15 protein-coding genes are annotated in these 15183 nt (G+C 68.3%); 4 read left to right on the plus strand and 11 right to left on the minus strand.

Annotated elements, in window-relative coordinates; all coding sequences use genetic code 11:
- Positions 1-26 precede the first annotated feature (26 nt).
- The 10 genes from AC4PTB_RS05340 to AC4PTB_RS05385 form a co-directional block, all read right to left on the minus strand.
- Positions 27-1373, minus strand: a complete 1347-nt coding sequence (locus AC4PTB_RS05340; protein ID WP_492192037.1) for a DEAD/DEAH box helicase — start codon at positions 1371-1373, stop codon at positions 27-29.
- 247 nt (positions 1374-1620) lie between these two features.
- Positions 1621-2070 (minus strand): D-aminoacyl-tRNA deacylase, encoded by a 450-nt coding sequence (gene dtd / locus AC4PTB_RS05345; protein ID WP_492192038.1) that lies wholly within the window; start codon positions 2068-2070, stop codon positions 1621-1623.
- Entirely contained in the window at positions 2067-2990 is a 924-nt protein-coding gene (locus tag AC4PTB_RS05350; protein WP_492192039.1) for a carbohydrate kinase family protein, read from the minus strand. Before AC4PTB_RS05350 ends, dtd begins: the two co-directional genes overlap by 4 nt.
- Before the next feature lie 60 nt (positions 2991-3050).
- On the minus strand, positions 3051-4172 hold the full coding sequence (locus AC4PTB_RS05355) for a TFIIB-type zinc ribbon-containing protein (RefSeq protein WP_492192040.1): 1122 nt from the start codon (positions 4170-4172) through the stop codon (positions 3051-3053).
- Positions 4173-4175: 3 nt separating this feature from the next.
- Positions 4176-5276: an SPFH domain-containing protein gene (locus AC4PTB_RS05360; protein ID WP_492192041.1), complete on the minus strand. Its 1101-nt coding sequence runs from the start codon at positions 5274-5276 to the stop codon at positions 4176-4178.
- A 9-nt stretch (positions 5277-5285) separates the two neighbouring features.
- Complete coding sequence (locus tag AC4PTB_RS05365) at positions 5286-6233, minus strand: DUF2927 domain-containing protein (protein WP_492192042.1); 948 nt, start codon at positions 6231-6233, stop codon at positions 5286-5288.
- Complete coding sequence (locus tag AC4PTB_RS05370) at positions 6230-7396, minus strand: toxic anion resistance protein (RefSeq protein WP_492192043.1); 1167 nt, start codon at positions 7394-7396, stop codon at positions 6230-6232. The genes AC4PTB_RS05365 and AC4PTB_RS05370 overlap by 4 nt, the downstream gene beginning before the upstream one ends.
- A gap of 21 nt (positions 7397-7417) precedes the next feature.
- Positions 7418-7915, minus strand: coding sequence for a hypothetical protein (locus AC4PTB_RS05375; RefSeq protein WP_492192044.1), 498 nt, complete (start codon positions 7913-7915; stop codon positions 7418-7420).
- Between the two features lie 199 nt (positions 7916-8114).
- Positions 8115-9038 carry a 5-bromo-4-chloroindolyl phosphate hydrolysis family protein gene (locus AC4PTB_RS05380; RefSeq protein ID WP_492192045.1) on the minus strand — a complete coding sequence of 308 codons (924 nt, stop codon included), beginning with the start codon at positions 9036-9038 and terminating at the stop codon, positions 8115-8117.
- A gap of 161 nt (positions 9039-9199) precedes the next feature.
- The gene (locus AC4PTB_RS05385) at positions 9200-10795 is read right to left on the minus strand and encodes a pseudouridine synthase (protein WP_492192046.1); all 1596 of its coding nucleotides are present in this window, start codon (positions 10793-10795) and stop codon (positions 9200-9202) included.
- Positions 10796-10914: 119 nt separating this feature from the next.
- On the opposite strand from AC4PTB_RS05385, the gene AC4PTB_RS05390 reads away from it, so the two are divergent.
- The 3 genes from AC4PTB_RS05390 (at position 10915) to AC4PTB_RS05400 (ending at position 13273) form a co-directional block, all read left to right on the plus strand.
- A complete protein-coding gene (locus tag AC4PTB_RS05390; RefSeq protein WP_492192047.1) occupies positions 10915-11364 on the plus strand; it encodes a nucleoside deaminase in 450 nt (149 codons plus the stop codon).
- Between the two features lie 453 nt (positions 11365-11817).
- Positions 11818-12750: an NAD(+) diphosphatase gene (nudC, locus tag AC4PTB_RS05395; RefSeq protein ID WP_492192048.1), complete on the plus strand. Its 933-nt coding sequence runs from the start codon at positions 11818-11820 to the stop codon at positions 12748-12750.
- A gap of 64 nt (positions 12751-12814) precedes the next feature.
- Positions 12815-13273, plus strand: coding sequence for an SRPBCC family protein (locus AC4PTB_RS05400; protein WP_492192049.1), 459 nt, complete (start codon positions 12815-12817; stop codon positions 13271-13273).
- A gap of 166 nt (positions 13274-13439) precedes the next feature.
- On the opposite strand, the gene AC4PTB_RS05405 is transcribed toward AC4PTB_RS05400, so the two are convergent.
- Positions 13440-14279, minus strand: a complete 840-nt coding sequence (locus AC4PTB_RS05405; protein WP_492192050.1) for a prephenate dehydratase — start codon at positions 14277-14279, stop codon at positions 13440-13442.
- A gap of 200 nt (positions 14280-14479) precedes the next feature.
- Here AC4PTB_RS05405 and AC4PTB_RS05410 point away from each other — a divergent pair, with 200 nt between their 5' ends.
- Positions 14480-15079, plus strand: a complete 600-nt coding sequence (locus AC4PTB_RS05410) for a c-type cytochrome (RefSeq protein ID WP_492192051.1) — start codon at positions 14480-14482, stop codon at positions 15077-15079.
- Positions 15080-15183: the final 104 nt, after the last annotated feature.

Consider the following 15183-nt stretch of genomic DNA (forward strand, 5'->3'; position numbering starts at 1 on the left):
CGGGGGCAGGGCCCCCGCGCCGGATCTCAGTGGCCGCGTTGCGCCCGGGCCGGACGCTTCGGCGCGGCCTGACCGCCCGTCGGGGCGTGGCCCTCGGCGCGGGCGCCCCGTTTCGCCGCCGGTTTCGCATCGGGCTTGCGGGCCGGTTTTGCCTCGCCCTCGCGGGCGGGTTTCGGACCCTGACCGCGGTGCGATTTCTTCGGCTGGCCGCTGCGCCCCGGCGCGGGCCGGCTGCCGCCCTCGGCATGGGGCTCGCCGCCGATGACCGGGATCTTCGCGCCCATCGCCGCCTCGATCGCGCGCAGATCGCTCATTTCAAGCGGGCCGCAGAAGGCCACGGCGCGGCCATCGCGCCCGGCCCGCGCGGTGCGGCCGATGCGGTGCACGTAATTCTCCGGCACGTTCGGCAGGTCGTAGTTGTAGACATGCGCCACCTGCGGAATATCAAGCCCGCGCGCCGCCACATCGGTTGCCACCAGCACCTGCACCTCGCTGGCGCGGAACGCCGAAAGCGCCCGTTCGCGTTGCCCCTGGCTTTTGTTGCCATGGATGGCGGTGACCGAAAAACCCCATTTTTCCAAAAGCTTGGTCAACTTGTCCGAGCCATGCTTGGTGCGGTTGAAGACCACCGCCAATTCGCCCGGATGGCGCGAGATATATTCGGCCAGAAGGGCCGCCTTCTCGCCCTGGGTGGTGAAATGCACGCCCTGATCGATCTTTTCGGCGGCCTTGCCGGGGGTGGCAACCTCGACCCGGATCGGGTCGGAGAGGTAGCTGGCCGCCAGCTCCTCCATCAGTTTCGGCATCGTCGCCGAGAACAGCAGCGTCTGCCGCTCCGCCGGAATCAGCTTGGCGATGCGGCGCAGCGCATGGATGAAGCCGATGTCGAGCATCTGGTCGGCCTCGTCGAGCACCAGATATTTCGTCTCGCTCAGCACCAGCGCGCGGCGTTCGATCAGGTCGATCAGGCGGCCCGGCGTGGCGATCAGCACGTCGCAGCCCTTCGACAGTTTTTCCGCCTGCACGTTCAGCGAGGCGCCGCCAACGACGCGCTGGATGCGCACCGGGGCGCCCTCGGCATAGGCGGCGAGGTTGTCGTGGATCTGCGTCGCAAGTTCCCGCGTCGGTGCCAGCACCAGCGCCCGCACGGTTTTCGGCGCCGGGCGTTTGCCATAGGCGAGGATGCGCGTCAGCATCGGCAGGCCGAAGGCGGCGGTCTTGCCGGTCCCGGTCTGGGCCAGGCCCAGAATGTCGCGGCCGCGCACGATCTGCGGGATGGCTTTCGCCTGGATCGGTGTCGGTTTGGTCAGGCCAAGACCGGCCAGGTTTTTCAGCAGCATCGGCGCAAGGCCGAGGTTTTCAAAGGTTTCCAAGAGGTTCGCTTTCGTGGCGCAGGAGCGCGCAAAGGGTCAGGCCCCCGGTCAGGGGCGGCGGCGGGCGGGCGGTGCAAGGCGTTGCACCCGGCCCCCCCGCGTGAATGTGAGGCCAATTGTCCCGGTCGTGCTTTCATGTCGAAAGCGGCTGCTCACGCGGCAGCGAGGGCGGGATGCCCAGCAGATGGGCGCGATGGCCCCGCATGTCAAGATGATCCGTAGAATCTTTCGTATTTCTGCCGGTCGGTCAGGCGCGGTCGGCACTGTCCATCCAGATCGTCACCGGCCCGTCATTGACCAGACTGACCGCCATGTCCGCCCCGAATTCCCCGGTCGCGACGCTCAGGCCAAGCCCGCGCAGATGGTCCGAGAACTGCTCATAAAGCCGCTTGCCCGCCTCCGGCGGGGCGGCGGTCGAAAAGCCCGGGCGGTTGCCGCGCGCGGTGTCGGCAGCGAGGGTGAACTGGCTCACCACCAGACAGGCGCCGCCGATATCGCTGACCGAGCGGTTCATCTTCCCGGCCTCGTCCTTGAAGATGCGCAGCTTTGCGATCCGGGCGGCCAGCTTCGCCGCCTCGGTTTCGGTATCGCCCTGCATGGCGCAGACAAGGATCAGCAGGCCCCGGCCAATCTCGCCGGTCACCCGTTCCCCGACGTCGACTTTTGCGCGGCTGACGCGCTGGATCAGGGCTCTCATGGCAACTCCTCTGCCCAGGGTGGATTGGCGCCCGCGCGGCTGACGGTGATGGCGGCGGCGGCAGTGCCCAGCTTCAGGCAGTCAGCGATCAGCCCCGCCCCGGCGGTGGCGAGGGCGGTTTTCGTCAGCTGGCCCGCCCGGTCAAGCGCCGCCAGCACGCCGGCGTTGAACGTGTCGCCCGCGCCGACGGTATCGGCCACCGTCACCCGCTGCGCCGGTTCGAACAGGGAAAGCCCGGCGCTGAAACCATGCGCCCCGGTGCTGCCCGCGGTGACGAAGACCAGCTTCGGCCCGCGCGCCAGAAGACCGCCCGCCAGCGCCGCGATCTCGCCCGGGCCTTCCAGCCAGCGCAGGTCTTCATCCGAGAGTTTCACGATATCGGCCCGTGCGATCATCCGGGTCAGCCGGGCGCGACAGGCGGCTTCGTCGCGGATGAAGCCGGGGCGGATGTTCGGGTCAAGCATGGTGACGCGGGTTGCGGCCTCGCGCGTCATCAGCGCTTCATAAGTGCTGCCGCAGGGCTCGGCCGGCAGCGAGATGCCGCCGAAGAAAAGCGCCCGCACCGAGGCCGGAAGGGCGGGGAAATCGGCGGGAAGGATCATCCGTCCGGCGGTATTTTCGTCGTAAAATGCGTAGCTTGCGTGACCATCCACAAGCTTCACAAAGGCCAGCGTCGTCGGCCTTTCCGAGCGGATCGAAAGCCCCGCATCGACGCCCGAGGCGGCCAGTGTGTCGATCAGCAGCTCCCCGAAAAGATCGGTCGAGATCCCCGAAAGGAACCCGGCCTGCACCCCCAGACGGCCCAGCGCGACCGCGGTGTTGAACACCGAGCCGCCCGCATGGGGCGCGAAACAGGCCTCGCCCGCCGGGTCTTGCCGCGGCAGCATGTCGATCAGCGCTTCGCCACAACTCAGGATCATCGGTCGCTTCCCGTTTGGCGCGGCATAGCGCCAGGCGGCGCGAAGGGCAATGCAACGGTCTTAGCGCGCATTGTAAAGCCAGAGGCCCAGGCCGAGGGCGATCGCCGCGAAGGCCACCGCAAAGGCGATCTTCCAGGCCGACCAGGGCCGGTCGCCGCGCACCTGTCCGGTCTGGGCGTTGACGACGAAGCGATAGGAGCGGTCGCGGTATCGGTAGGCGGCGGTCCAGATCGGCAACAGGATGTGCTTGAAAGTCTCCTGGGCGAAATCGGTGTCGATCGCGGCCACGCGCTGTTCGTCGCCGCCGATGTCGCGGCGCACATCCATGTCGATCACCCGCGCCATCTCGGTCCGGGCCTGATCGTGGCCGTCCGACAGCGCGACCGTATAGCCCTCGGCCTCGAATCCGGAAAGGTAATCAGGGTGATAGGGCGTCAGCGCCGACAGATCCCAGGGCTGCAGCGCCGCCATGTAGGCGGGCGGCAACGAGCGCGAGGCATAGATCACCACATCGTCGAAATCGCGCGCGACGCGGCCCGCGACCGGGGTCCAGTGGACCCGCCGCACCTGCTGGCTGCGGGTTTCCCAGCGGCCATTCACCTCGACCTGAACCTCTTCGGTCTCGTAATAGGCGTCGCCCCGCGCGCCGGTGTAGCGCGACCGGGTCTCGGCGTCGAAGGTCCAGAACGGCGCATAGACGCCGGTCATCTTGCGGCCCTTGCGGGCATATTGCCTCAGCCCCGAGGGCGCGAACCAGAGCCCGGACAGCCAGCTGTTCAGCGCCGCATGCGCCTGCGCCTCGGTCAGGGCGAAAGGCACCAGACCCTGCGGCTTGATCTGCCGCGTCAGCCCGGTGTCCAGCACCACCGGGGTCGCGCAAAACGGACATTGCCCCGCGTAATTGGCCCCGGATATCTCGATCAGCGCGGCACAATTCGAACAGGTCAGCGTCCGGTTGTCCTGCATCGCCCCGGCGGGCAGACGCGCCGCCAGACCGGCCGCCAGCGGCAGTTCCGCCAGCCCAGAGCGGCCCCGGCCCAGCGCGCGCGGGATCGCCTGGTCATGGCCGCAATGATCGCAGACCAGCTTCTCCTGACCCGGCGCAAAGCGCAGATCGGCGCCGCAGGCCTCGCAGGGGGTGTGATGCTCGGTTCTGTCGCGCGAGACCTTGGGCAGCGCCATGGCTTACACCCCGGGCGGTGGCGGGGGTGGGGTGGTGGCGAAAAGCGCGGCCAGATCCGGCACGTCAGCGGCGGCTTTCCAGCCCTCCTGACCCGGCGCCCAGACGAGGCTGGCGCGGGTGAACCCGCCCGCGGTGATCATCGCAGCCAGCTGCGCGCGGCCAAAGGGGCCGGTCGTCTGCCCGTTCGCCGCCAGATGCCAGACCGGTTCGACGGGCGGCGGCGGCGGAGGGGGCGGCGCAGCGGCGGCGGCAGGCGCGGCCCCCCAGGGCCCGGCGGCCATGCCCATCCCCATTCCGGCGCCCATCCCCATGCCCATCGCCGCGCCCATCGGGTTGCCCGGCTGCGCCACCGCCTGCGCGGCGTTGAATTGCATATAGCGGTTCAGATCGCCGACGATCCCCATCGAGGTGCGCTGATCCAGAACCTTCTCGACTTCCTCGGGCAAGCTGATGTTTTCGATGTAGAATTCCGGGATCGACAGGCCATAGGCCGCGACCACCGGATCGATCGCCCCCGCCACCAGCTTGCCCATGTCGGCGGTGTTCGCCGCCATGTCGAGCACCGGGATCTTCGCCCCCGCGACGACGCGGGAAAATTCCTGCACGATCACGTTGCGGATCTGGAAACTGATCTCGTCGGCGGTGAATTCGCCATCGGTGCCGACGATTTCCCGCAGGAAAACAGCAGGATCGACGATGCGCATCGCATAGGTGCCAAAGGCGCGCAGCCGCACCGGGCCGAATTCCGGGTCGCGGCAGGTCACCGGGTTCTTCGTGCCCCATTTCAGATCGGTGAAGCGGGTGGTGTTGAGGAAATAGATCTCGGATTTGAAGGGCGAGCGGAAGCCGTGATCCCAATGCTGCAGCGTCGTCAGGATCGGCATGTTGTTGGTTTCAAGCTGATAAAGCCCCGGCCCGAAGACATCGGCCAGCTGGCCTTCATGCACGAAAACCGCCGCCTGCCCCTCGCGCACGGTCAGTTTCGCACCGTATTTGATCGCATGGCCCTCGCGTTCAAAGCGCCAGACCATGGTGTCGCGCGTGTCATCGACCCAATGGATCACGTCGATGAATTCGCCGGTCAGGAAATCGAGAATGCCCATGGGGTCCCCCTAGCTGCCGCCGGTCAGTTCGGTGGCGATGTCGGTGATGATCGGGCGCGCTTCGGCCTCGGTCATGCCGGGGCGCAGGCGCGGGTCATAAAGCATCCGCAGCAACAGTTCGTCATGGCGGGTCAGCAGCGCGAATTCCTCGTCGTCGTTGAAGACCGAGGGCCGCGCATGCGGATAATCATTCGCCAATCCAAGACCTTGCGCCAGCTCCTCATGGACGCAGGAGCGGCGCAGAAGCTCTGGATGTTCGGCGCGGATCACCGCGACGGCGTGGTTGTAGGCGGGGGCGTCGCCCTTGGAAAAGGCGAAGACGACGCAGAAAGTCGAGGGCGAGAGATTGGTGATCGCGGTGACCGAGGCGGCGTCGATGCCCGGCACCATCTGCATCAGCCGCGGCCCGAGCGCGCGGCGTTCGTCCTCGTTCACCACCAGCACGTCGAAATTCGCCGCCTCATCCGCCACCGAAACCGGGTGCCCGCTGGCTCTGGCCAGCTGCCCCGCATAGGCGGTGATCATCGCCTTGTCATGGGCGCGCTGCGCCAACGGCACCGAATCGCCGAAACTGACCGACATCCGCACCGGACCCTCCCAGCGCCGCAGCCGCGAGGCGCGGGTCTGGGCGATATAGGTGCCGCCGAAGGCCGCATATTCGTCGTAAAGCGCGATATGGATGAAATTCTCGATCAGCTGATGCGTGGCAAAGGGCGCATCGCGCGGCGCGACATCGACGCGCATCAGCCCGCGGCTGCGCAGTGTCGCCTCGACCTGACGGTAATAGGTCTCGACGGCCAGGCTTTCGGCACTGCGCGGGCTGACCGAAACCGGCGCGGGCGGCGCGGGCGGGGGCCGCGGAGAGCGGTCAAGCCCGCCCTTGTCGGTCTCAAAAAGGCAGCCCGACAGCGCCGTGGTCAGCGCCAGAAGCGCCGCAAGCCTTTGACCTTTCGTCATTCCTTGCCCTGCACCGGCTTGGCCCGGGCGGAAGCCAGCGTCTCGCGCAGCGTGGCTTCCAGCGTGACCAGCTCCGCCTCGGCCTCGGCGCGGTGCCGCTTGCCCTCGTCGGCGATGCGCAAACTGTCCTCGATCGTGGCGATCAGCTCGGCATTGGCACCGCGGATCGCTGCAATGTCGAACACGCCGCGCTCCATTTCCGTGCGCACCGCCGCATTGGCCTCGCGCAGGGTTTTCGCATTCGCCGCCAGCAATTCGTTCGTCAGATCGGCCGCCTGTTTCACCGCTTTCGCCGCATCGGCCGAGCGTTGGATCGTCACCGCCTGCGCCAGCTGCGTTTCCCACAGCGGCACGGTGTTGACGAGCGTCGAATTGATCTTGGTGATCAGGCTCTTGTCGTTTTCCTGCACCAGCCGGATCGAGGGCAGCGACTGCATCGTCACCTGCCGCGTCAGCTTCAGATCATGCACGCGCCGTTCCAGATCGTCGCGCGCCGCGCGCAGATCGCGCAGCTCCTGGGCGCGCAGCATCTTGTCGGCCTCGGGGGCGGCGGCCAGCGCGGCTTCCCGGGCGGGGATGTCGGCGCGGTCGGTCTCGGCGATCTTCGCCTCGCCCGCGGCGATGTAAAGCGCCAGTTCGTCGTAGAAGTTCAAGGTCTTCTCATAAAGCCGGTCGAGCGCCTTGATATCGATCAGAAGCCGCTGTTCGTGGCCCAGAAGCGCATCGGTGATGCTGTCGATCTGGCCCTGCACCTCTTCATAGCGGGCGACGAATTTCGCAAACGGCGCGGCGCGGCCAGTCAGCCGGTCCCAGAGCGAGCGTTCGCGGCGCACATCCAGTTCCTCCTCGGAGAAACCGCGGATCGTCGTCACCAGCGCCGAAAGGCTGTCGCCCGCCGCGCCCAGATCCTTGGCGCGGACATCGGCCAGCATCTCCTGCGAGATCGCCTGCAGTTCCAGCTGCGCCCTTGTGCCGAACTGGGTGATCGAGCCGCTGTCGCGCAGGTCGATCTCGGCCATGCGGGCGCGGATCGCCTCGGCCACGGCGGGCGGCGCCTCGGCCAGCGGCGCCGGCGGCGGGGCGGGCGCGGCCAAAGGCGTCGCGGTCACGGTTTCAATCTCTGCAAGCGCCTTCGCGGCTTCGGCGCGGACGGTCTCGGTCATGTTCCCCCCCTTGGGGCGGTGTCAGGCCGGATCGACCTCGCCCCCGATCTGCACCCCGCGCGGAGCGCCCCTGGTCCGGGCACGCAGCGCAATCAGGCAATCCAGCGTCTCGCCCGTGACTTTTTCGAGCGTGTCGGCGTAGCTGCCAAGGGCATATTCCTTCGTCGTCCCGGGAAGGACAACCGAAAGTTTGCGCGTCGCCGCCTCGATCTGCGCCAGCGCGTCAAGCAGGGCGGTTTCGGCCGCGCGCCGGTCCTCGGCGGGGCGGGGGCGCAGATCCCGCAGAAGGCGCAGCTGCGCAGCGCGGCAGTCGGCGAAAACCGGCAGCAGTTCCGGCGCAAGGCGGCGCAGCTGCCGGTGTACCGCGGTCATCCGCAGCTTCACCGCCTCGGCCAGATCGTCGCCCGCGGCCAGAGGCCCGCCGGGGGCGAGCGGCGCCGGTGGCCCGGGCTTTTGGCGCCACGCCGCGGCGCGGATCGACAGCCACACCGTCGCCGCCTGCAAATGGTCCAGCAGCACGCGGGGACATCGCGCCATCAACCCGAGCGCGGCGGCAAGGGGGCGGGGCCTTGGGGCGGTCTGGACCATGGAACACCTGTGTCGCAAGGTGCCCAGACTCGCCCTCCGGTGCGGCCAATTTGTGGCCAAGCCGCGAAAACGGCGGGGAAAACAGACGGTTTGCAAGAACGGCGCGTTTTCCGGTGGGAAACGCTGCCGCTCAGCGGGGGGAGTCGGGGGCGTCTGGCGGGGCGCTGATCACGCCGTCGCGGGCCAGCCGGTCGCGCAGCACCTCGATTTCGATCCCGAGCCCCTCGCGGTCGTTGTCCAGAAGCGCCCGGGTGCGGGCGGTGAAATTCGCCTCCAGATCATCGAGCAGCGATTCGAAGGCGGCCCGGGCGGTTTCGTCGCGGCGGCTGGTCCAGAGATCGGCGCATGTCTCCGCGGCTGCGCGGGCGCCCTGCAGATAGACGGTCATGTAGCGTCGCGCCGCGGTCAGATCGGCCGGGTCGTCCTCGACGGCGCGGAAAAGGCCGCGTGCCGAACTGGCAAAGGCCTCGGTCCGGGCGGTCAGCCGGGCGTCGTCGATCCGCGCGATTGCCGCGCGCAGGGCGGTCAGCTGATTTTCGCCCTCGGCCACCACCTTGGCGACGCGGTCTTGCTGAAACGTGTCGACCCCCGCCATCCCCTTGTCCTGCATCGGATCAAGCCCGAAGGCGATCAGGCCAAGCGCCACGCCGACCGCGGCCACGACAGCCGTGCCGATCAGGCCAAGCTCCGGCGCCTGCGCCCCCGCGGCCAGCCCCGCCCCCAGCAGGACCGCCCCCAGAGCCTTGCGCGGCAGGGCCGGGCGGCGGGCGGTCTTGCGCGCCGCAAAGGCGGCTTCGGCCTTCAGCCCCTCGCGCAGCAGAAAGGCGGCAAGGCCGATTGTGGCAAAGGCGCCAAGACTGCGCACCAGAGCCACGGGGCCATCTCCGAAAGCATTGAAAAGAAAGGGGAAGGCGGCAAAGACCAGCCAGGCGGGGCGGCCCGCCAGCGGGTGGCGCGGCGCGGTCTCGGGCAGCCGGTCGGGGGCGATGCCGGGAAAGCCCCTGGCGGGCGGCATCGGTCGGGGCGAGTATTTGCCGCCGAAACGCCGGGCCATCTCAGACCGTGCCTTTCAGCGCGACCGAGAAGATCAGCGCCAGAAGCAGTCCGAAAGCGATGGTTTGCATGGTTTTGCGCGACATGGGCCCTCCGCGGGTGGTCGGTTGCGCTCAAGGTAGGCGCAACCGGGCCAGGTTTGAAGGGGCTTGCCGCGCGGGATCAGCCGCGTTTCGGGCCGGGCTTGCCGCCGAAGGGCCGTTTGTCGCCGCCCGAATGGCTCTTGAACCCTTCCGAGCGCGGCTTTCCGCCCGGTTTGCCGCCATGGCTCTTGAAGCCCGCAGATTTGAAGCCGGGCTTGCCGCCACGCGGGCCGAAGGATTTGGCCCCCTCGCCATCGCGGGGCGCATAGGGCTTGCGGTCGCCATCGTCGCGGCGGGCATAGGGCTTCTTCTCGCCATCGCGCGGGGCGTAGGGCTTGCGGTCGCCATCCTCGCGGCGGGCATAGGGCTTCTTCTCGCCATCGCGCGGAGCGTAGGGCTTGCGGTCGCCCTCTTCGCGGCGGGCATAGGGCTTCTTCTCGCCATCGCGCGGAGCGTAGGGCTTGCGGTCCCCGTCTTCGCGGCGGGCGAAGGGTTTCTTCTCGCCATCGCGCGGAGCGTAGGGCTTGCGGTCGCCATCGTCACGACGGGCGTAGGGTTTCTTCTCGCCGTCGCGGGGCGCGTAGGGCTTGCGGTCGCCATCCTCGCGGCGGGCATAGGGTTTCTTCTCGCCGTCGCGCGGACCAAAGGACTTGCGCTCGCCGTCTTCGCGACGGGCAGCGAAAGGTTTGCGCTCGCCATCTTCACGACGACCAAAGGGCTTGCGATCCCCATCCTCGCGATGCGATTTCATCCCGAAGGATTTCGGCTTGCGATCACCCTCTGCTCCGGCGAAATCGCGCTGACGGCCAAAGCCCTTGCGCGCCTCGCCCTCGCCGCCTTCGGGGCGCGGCCTGCGGGCCCCGGGCTTCGGCGCCATCCGCTCCGAGCGCGGCGGCTTGCCGTCCTCGACCCCCAGCAAAAGCCGGTCGCCCAGCTGGTCGCGCAGCATCTTGCGCTTCACCTCGACCACGTCGCCGGGCTGCATGTCATTGAGCCGGAACGGCCCGTAGCTGACCCGGATCAGCCGGTTCACCGTCATGCCCACTTCGCCCATGGCGCGGCGGATCTCGCGGTTCTTGCCCTCGCGGATGCCCACGGTCAGCCAGGCATTCGCGCCCTGCTGACGGTCCAGCGACACCTCCATCGGCTGGAAATCCTCGCCGTCGATGGTGATGCCGCGGCGCAAGGGATCAAAGGTCTCGGTCGTCGGGCGGCCGTTCACCCGCACGCGGTATTTGCGCAGCCAGCCGGTTTCCGGCAGCTCGAGCCGCCGTTTCAGCCCGCCGTCATTGGTCAAAAGCAGCAGGCCCTCGGAATTGAGGTCAAGCCGGCCGACATTCAGCACCCGCGGCATTTCCTCGGGCATCTCGTCGAAAATCGTGCGCCGGCCCTGTTCGTCCTTCTCGGTCGTCACGAGGCCGAGCGGTTTGTAATAAAGCCAAAGCCGGGTTTCCTGCGGCGCGTCGATCGGCTTGCCGTCAATCGCCACCTTGTCGGCGGGCTTCACATCCAGCGCCGGGCTGTCGACCTTCTTGCCATTCACCGTCACCCGGCCCGCGAGGATCATCTTTTCCGCATCGCGGCGCGAGGCGACGCCCGAGCGCGCAATCACCTTGGCGATGCGTTCGGCAGCAGCAGCCGGAGTCGGGGCGGGGGTTTCATTCGTATCTGTCATGACCGATCCTTCAGGGGGAGGGGGCGCGCGACCATCGCGGGCGGAGGTGCCTTCCTACACCTCTTGCGCCGGTTTGGAAAGCGGCTTGATCGGGCAGGCGTTGCGGGCGATGAAGGGCGATGCAGTTCAAAAGCCACATGCAGGCCGCGCTTGCCGAGGCCGAGGCCGCCGCGAGGCGCGGCGAAGTTCCGGTGGGGGCGGTGATCGTCGCCCCCGATGGTCGCGTCGTGGCGCGGGCGGGCAACCGCACCCGCGAGCTGAACGATCCCACAGCGCATGCGGAAATCCTTGCCATTCGCGCGGCTTGCGCGGCTTCGGGCTCCGAGCGGCTGGTGGGCCATGATCTTTATGTCACGCTCGAACCCTGTCCGATGTGTGCCGCGGCGCTGTCGGCGGCGCGGATTGCGCGGCTTTATTACGGTGCGGGCGATCCGAAATCGGGCGGCGTGGCGCAGGGGCCGCGGATCTTCGCGCATCCGCAATGCCACCATGTCCCCGAGGTCTATGACGGCATCGCCGCCGAGCCCGCGGAACGGCTGCTGAAGACCTTCTTCGCGTCCCGACGCTGAGGGTCGTCGGGGCGACATGGCCGGGAGGAGGAGGCCACGTCGCCCCAAGGCCGCCGCGCGCGGCCGAACGGGTCTGCACCTTGCGGTGCCTCGTCGCTTTTGCACCTTGCGGTGCGGTCTTGGTTTTGCACCTTGCGTTGCGGGTCCCCTGTCGGACTTTTCTTCTTTTCCTGATCCTGCCGCGGCGCGGCGCCAAGGGGAACCGGCAAGGGCATGACCGGGGCGCGACGGTGGCGCAAAATCCGGCGATGATCCGAAACGAAGCCCGTTTTCGGGGGCGGTGCCGCAAATTTCAGCGCCGCCGCAACAAGGGGGACATCGGGCACCTGAGTCACCCCCGCAAGGGGCCGGAGGCGCGGGAGTCACCCCCGCAAGGGGCCGGAGGCGCGGGGCGGGACTGGTCAAGCGACCCCGCCCATGCCACAACCGCCGCGACAGCGGCGAAATGGGGCGATGACGGCTGTGAACTTGCAGGAATTTCTGGGTTTTACCGGGCCCGAGGCGGGGCCCGCGCTTGACCGCGCGGCGAAGCTGCGCGCCGATCCCGCGGCGCAGGCGGCGCTTTGGGCCGATCCGGCGGCGCGCTGCATCGGCTTTGTCGCAGGCGATGTGCTGATGGCGCCCGAGGGCACGGCCGCCGATCCGGTCACCGGGCTTGGCCTTTGGTCGGTGCCGAGCGCGGGATACGACGCTGTGCCGCGGCTGTTTCTGGGCCTGATCGGCACGGCGCCGGTCTTCGCGCTCGATCTGCCCGAGACGGCGGCGCCCGCGGGGGCCGACCGCGCCGATCTGCGTTGGATGCTGCCGCGGCTTTGTCCGCGCGCGGCGGAACTGGCGGCGACCGCGCGCGGGCTTTTTGTCTGGCACCGGTTCCACGGCTTCTGCCCGGCCTGCGGCACCGCCACGAATATCCGCGAGGCCGGGTGGCAGCGCGCTTGCCCGGCCTGCGGCCGGGTCCACTTCCCGCGCATCGATCCGGTGGTGATCATGCGGATCACCCGCGTGGATCAGGTGCTTCTGGCACGCAGCCCGGGCTGGCCCGAGGGGCTGCATTCCTGTCCGGCGGGCTTCATGGAACCGGGAGAGACCCCGGCGGCGGCGGTCCGGCGCGAGGTCTTCGAGGAAACCGGGATCCGCGTCGGCGCGGTGCGGTTTCTGGTCGCGCAGCCCTGGCCGTTTCCGGGCTCGCTGATGCTTGGCTGCGCGGGCGAGGCGGCCGCCGGGGCGATCACCCTTGATCCGGTGGAAATCGAGGCGGCGCTCTGGGTCGGCCGGGGGCGGCTTGCGGCGATTCTGGCGGGCCAGGACCCCGCTATCCGCCCGCCGCGGCCCGGCACTGTGGCGCGCTGGATGTTGCACGATTGGCTGGCCACTCAGGCCGATTGACAGCCGCGGGGGCTTTCGGCAAGGGAATCGGGTGACCGAAGCGGTCACCTCATGGGAGGCAGGCATGAAATTCAGCAACCGCGTCGACGTGGCCCTGCCCGCCGACAGGCTTTTCGCACAGCTCACCGACATTCCCGCGCTGGAACGCGCCGCGCTGAAAAAAGGCGTGGTGATGCGCAGGCTCGATTCGCTGACCGACAAGGGCGCGGGCCTGTCCTGGGAGGTGGGGTTCCGGCTGCGCGGCAAGCCGCGGCAGATGGCTGTCGAGGTCACCCGCTACGAGGCGCCGGTGCGGATCGATTACTGCGGCCTCTCGGCGGGGTTCGAGGTGCGGCTGGTGCTGGAATTCACCGCGCTGGCGCCGCGCCGCAGCCGGATGTCGACGCTGCTCGAGATCAAGCCGCGCACGCTGGGCGGGCGGCTATTGCTGCAATCGGCGCGGCTTGGCCGGGCCAAGCTTGACCGCCGCTATGACGAACGGATCAAGAGCTTCCTGCGCGATCTGGAAAGCCGCGCCGCCTGAGCGGCGGGGCAGGGGCAAGGCAAGGCTAGGGGGGGCTGCGCGCCCCCCTCTTGGCCTGGGCCAATCCACCCCCGCGGCGTGGTTCTTCCAAAAACAAACGGCGGTTTTTTCTTGGCAAAAATACGCTGGGGGGAGTCCGAAGGACGGGGGGCAAGGCCCCCCTTCGTCATTCGTGACGGCGCGGATCGGCCGGATAGGTGCCCAGGATGTGCAGATAAGAGGTGAAATAGCGCAGCTCGTCCAGCGCGAGGCGGACGTTGTCATCCTCGGGGTGGCCCTCGATATCGGCGTAGAACTGCGTCGCGGTGAAGGAGCCGTCGAGCATGTAGCTTTCCAGCTTGGTCATGTTCACGCCATTCGTCGCAAAGCCGCCCATCGCCTTGTAAAGCGCGGCCGGAATGTTGCGCACCTCGAAGACGAAGGTGGTCATCATCCGGTCGGCGCGGCGGCGCGCGTCGGGCTCGCGGCCCATGACCAGGAAGCGGGTGGTGTTGTGGCCGTGATCCTCGATGTTGCGGGCGAGCACCTCGAGCCCGTAGATCGAGGCGGCCAGTTCCGAGGCCAGAACCCCCTCGGCCGGGGTCTGCGCGCGCGTCAGTTCCGCCGCGGCGCCCGCGCTGTCGGCGGCGGCATGACCGGCGATGCCATGCGTGCGCAGGAACCGGGCCGATTGCGGCAAAAGCACCAGATGTGCCCGCACAAGCTTGATATCGCTCAGCGTTCTGCCCGGCAGGCTCATCAGCGCGATGCGCACGCGCAGGAAATGCTCGTCCAGGATATGCAGCCCCGATTCCGGCAGCAGCCGGTGAATGTCGGCGACCCGGCCATAGGTCGAGTTTTCGACCGGCAGCATCGCCAGCTCGGCCCGGCCTTCGCGCACGGCATCGATCACCTCCTCGAAGGTGGCGCAGGGCAGCGGCGCCATCCCCGGTCGCGCCCGGTTTGCCGCCTCATGCGAATAGGCCCCCAACTCCCCCTGAAAGGCGATCACGCCATTTCCCGCCATGCCTGCATTCCCCTCACAGTCGATCCGCCCCCTTGATGTCGCAAAGACCGGGCCAAGAAAAGCGCCGATCTGCCGTCAAGCCCCTGATCCGCGCCTTTTTATCGCGCCCCAAACGCAATTTGGAGCGCGAATGAACCTTGAAATGTGATGGTCGAAGCGCGTAGATGCGCCAACCGCACATGCCAACCGCCGGGGGAGCCATGCTCGTCAAGACGCACGTCACGAAGATTGGGGTCACGCTGTTCGCCGTGGCTCTGTTCTACGGGTTCATCTACATGCTTTCCAACTCGCTCTTCGCGACGCGGCCTGCCACCGCCGTTGCGGTCGGTGCGGACGGAAGAGCCCTGCTGCCCTCGGTCGACGAGGCCGCGATGCCCGCCAAGGCGCCCGCCGCTGCCGCCCCCGCCGCCGAGACCACCGAGGCTGCCGCCCCGGCCGAGCCCGCCGCGCCGCCGCCGCCCGCCTATGTCGAGGTCGATCCGGCCCTGATCACCGGCGATGCGAAAGCCGGCGAAGAGAAGTTCAGCAAGACCTGCAAGGCCTGCCACAAGATCGATGGCAAGAACGCCGTCGGCCCGCATCTGAACGGGGTTGTCGGCCGCGCCACCGCCACCGTCGAAGGCTTCAAATATTCGACCGCGATGAAGAACCATGTCGGCAACTGGACGCCCGAGCGTCTCGACATCTATCTGGTCAGCCCGAAAGCCGAAGTCCCCGGCACCAAGATGTCCTTCATCGGTCTGCCCGAAGCTGCCGACCGCGCCAATGTCATCGCCTATCTGTATTCGCTGCCGCGCTGAGCGCCGCGCCGTCGCAGATGTCCGGGGCCGTGCCGCAAGGTGCGGCCCTTTCCTTTTGCCCTCACATCTTTGCAACTTGCCCCGGCGCCGCCTTCGCCCTTTAG

The organism is Rhodobacter sp. 4.3.4 (assembly GCF_058724655.1).

Excerpts from the sequence above, each read along its gene's own strand:
- AC4PTB_RS05355 (WP_492192040.1), bottom strand. The coding sequence starts at position 4,172 with ATGGCGCTGCCCAAGGTCTCGCGCGACAGAACCGAGCATCACACCCCC.
- AC4PTB_RS05410 (WP_492192051.1), top strand. The coding sequence starts at position 14,480 with ATGCTCGTCAAGACGCACGTCACGAAGATTGGGGTCACGCTGTTCGCC.
- AC4PTB_RS05380 (WP_492192045.1), bottom strand. The coding sequence starts at position 9,038 with ATGGCCCGGCGTTTCGGCGGCAAATACTCGCCCCGACCGATGCCGCCC.
- AC4PTB_RS05390 (WP_492192047.1), top strand. The coding sequence starts at position 10,915 with ATGCAGTTCAAAAGCCACATGCAGGCCGCGCTTGCCGAGGCCGAGGCC.
- AC4PTB_RS05370 (WP_492192043.1), bottom strand. The coding sequence starts at position 7,396 with ATGACCGAGACCGTCCGCGCCGAAGCCGCGAAGGCGCTTGCAGAGATT.
- AC4PTB_RS05350 (WP_492192039.1), bottom strand. The coding sequence starts at position 2,990 with ATGATCCTGAGTTGTGGCGAAGCGCTGATCGACATGCTGCCGCGGCAA.
- AC4PTB_RS05360 (WP_492192041.1), bottom strand. The coding sequence starts at position 5,276 with ATGGGCATTCTCGATTTCCTGACCGGCGAATTCATCGACGTGATCCAT.
- AC4PTB_RS05400 (WP_492192049.1), top strand. The coding sequence starts at position 12,815 with ATGAAATTCAGCAACCGCGTCGACGTGGCCCTGCCCGCCGACAGGCTT.
- dtd (WP_492192038.1), bottom strand. The coding sequence starts at position 2,070 with ATGAGAGCCCTGATCCAGCGCGTCAGCCGCGCAAAAGTCGACGTCGGG.
- AC4PTB_RS05385 (WP_492192046.1), bottom strand. The coding sequence starts at position 10,795 with ATGACAGATACGAATGAAACCCCCGCCCCGACTCCGGCTGCTGCTGCC.
- nudC (WP_492192048.1), top strand. The coding sequence starts at position 11,818 with ATGACGGCTGTGAACTTGCAGGAATTTCTGGGTTTTACCGGGCCCGAG.
- AC4PTB_RS05405 (WP_492192050.1), bottom strand. The coding sequence starts at position 14,279 with ATGGCGGGAAATGGCGTGATCGCCTTTCAGGGGGAGTTGGGGGCCTAT.
- AC4PTB_RS05365 (WP_492192042.1), bottom strand. The coding sequence starts at position 6,233 with ATGACGAAAGGTCAAAGGCTTGCGGCGCTTCTGGCGCTGACCACGGCG.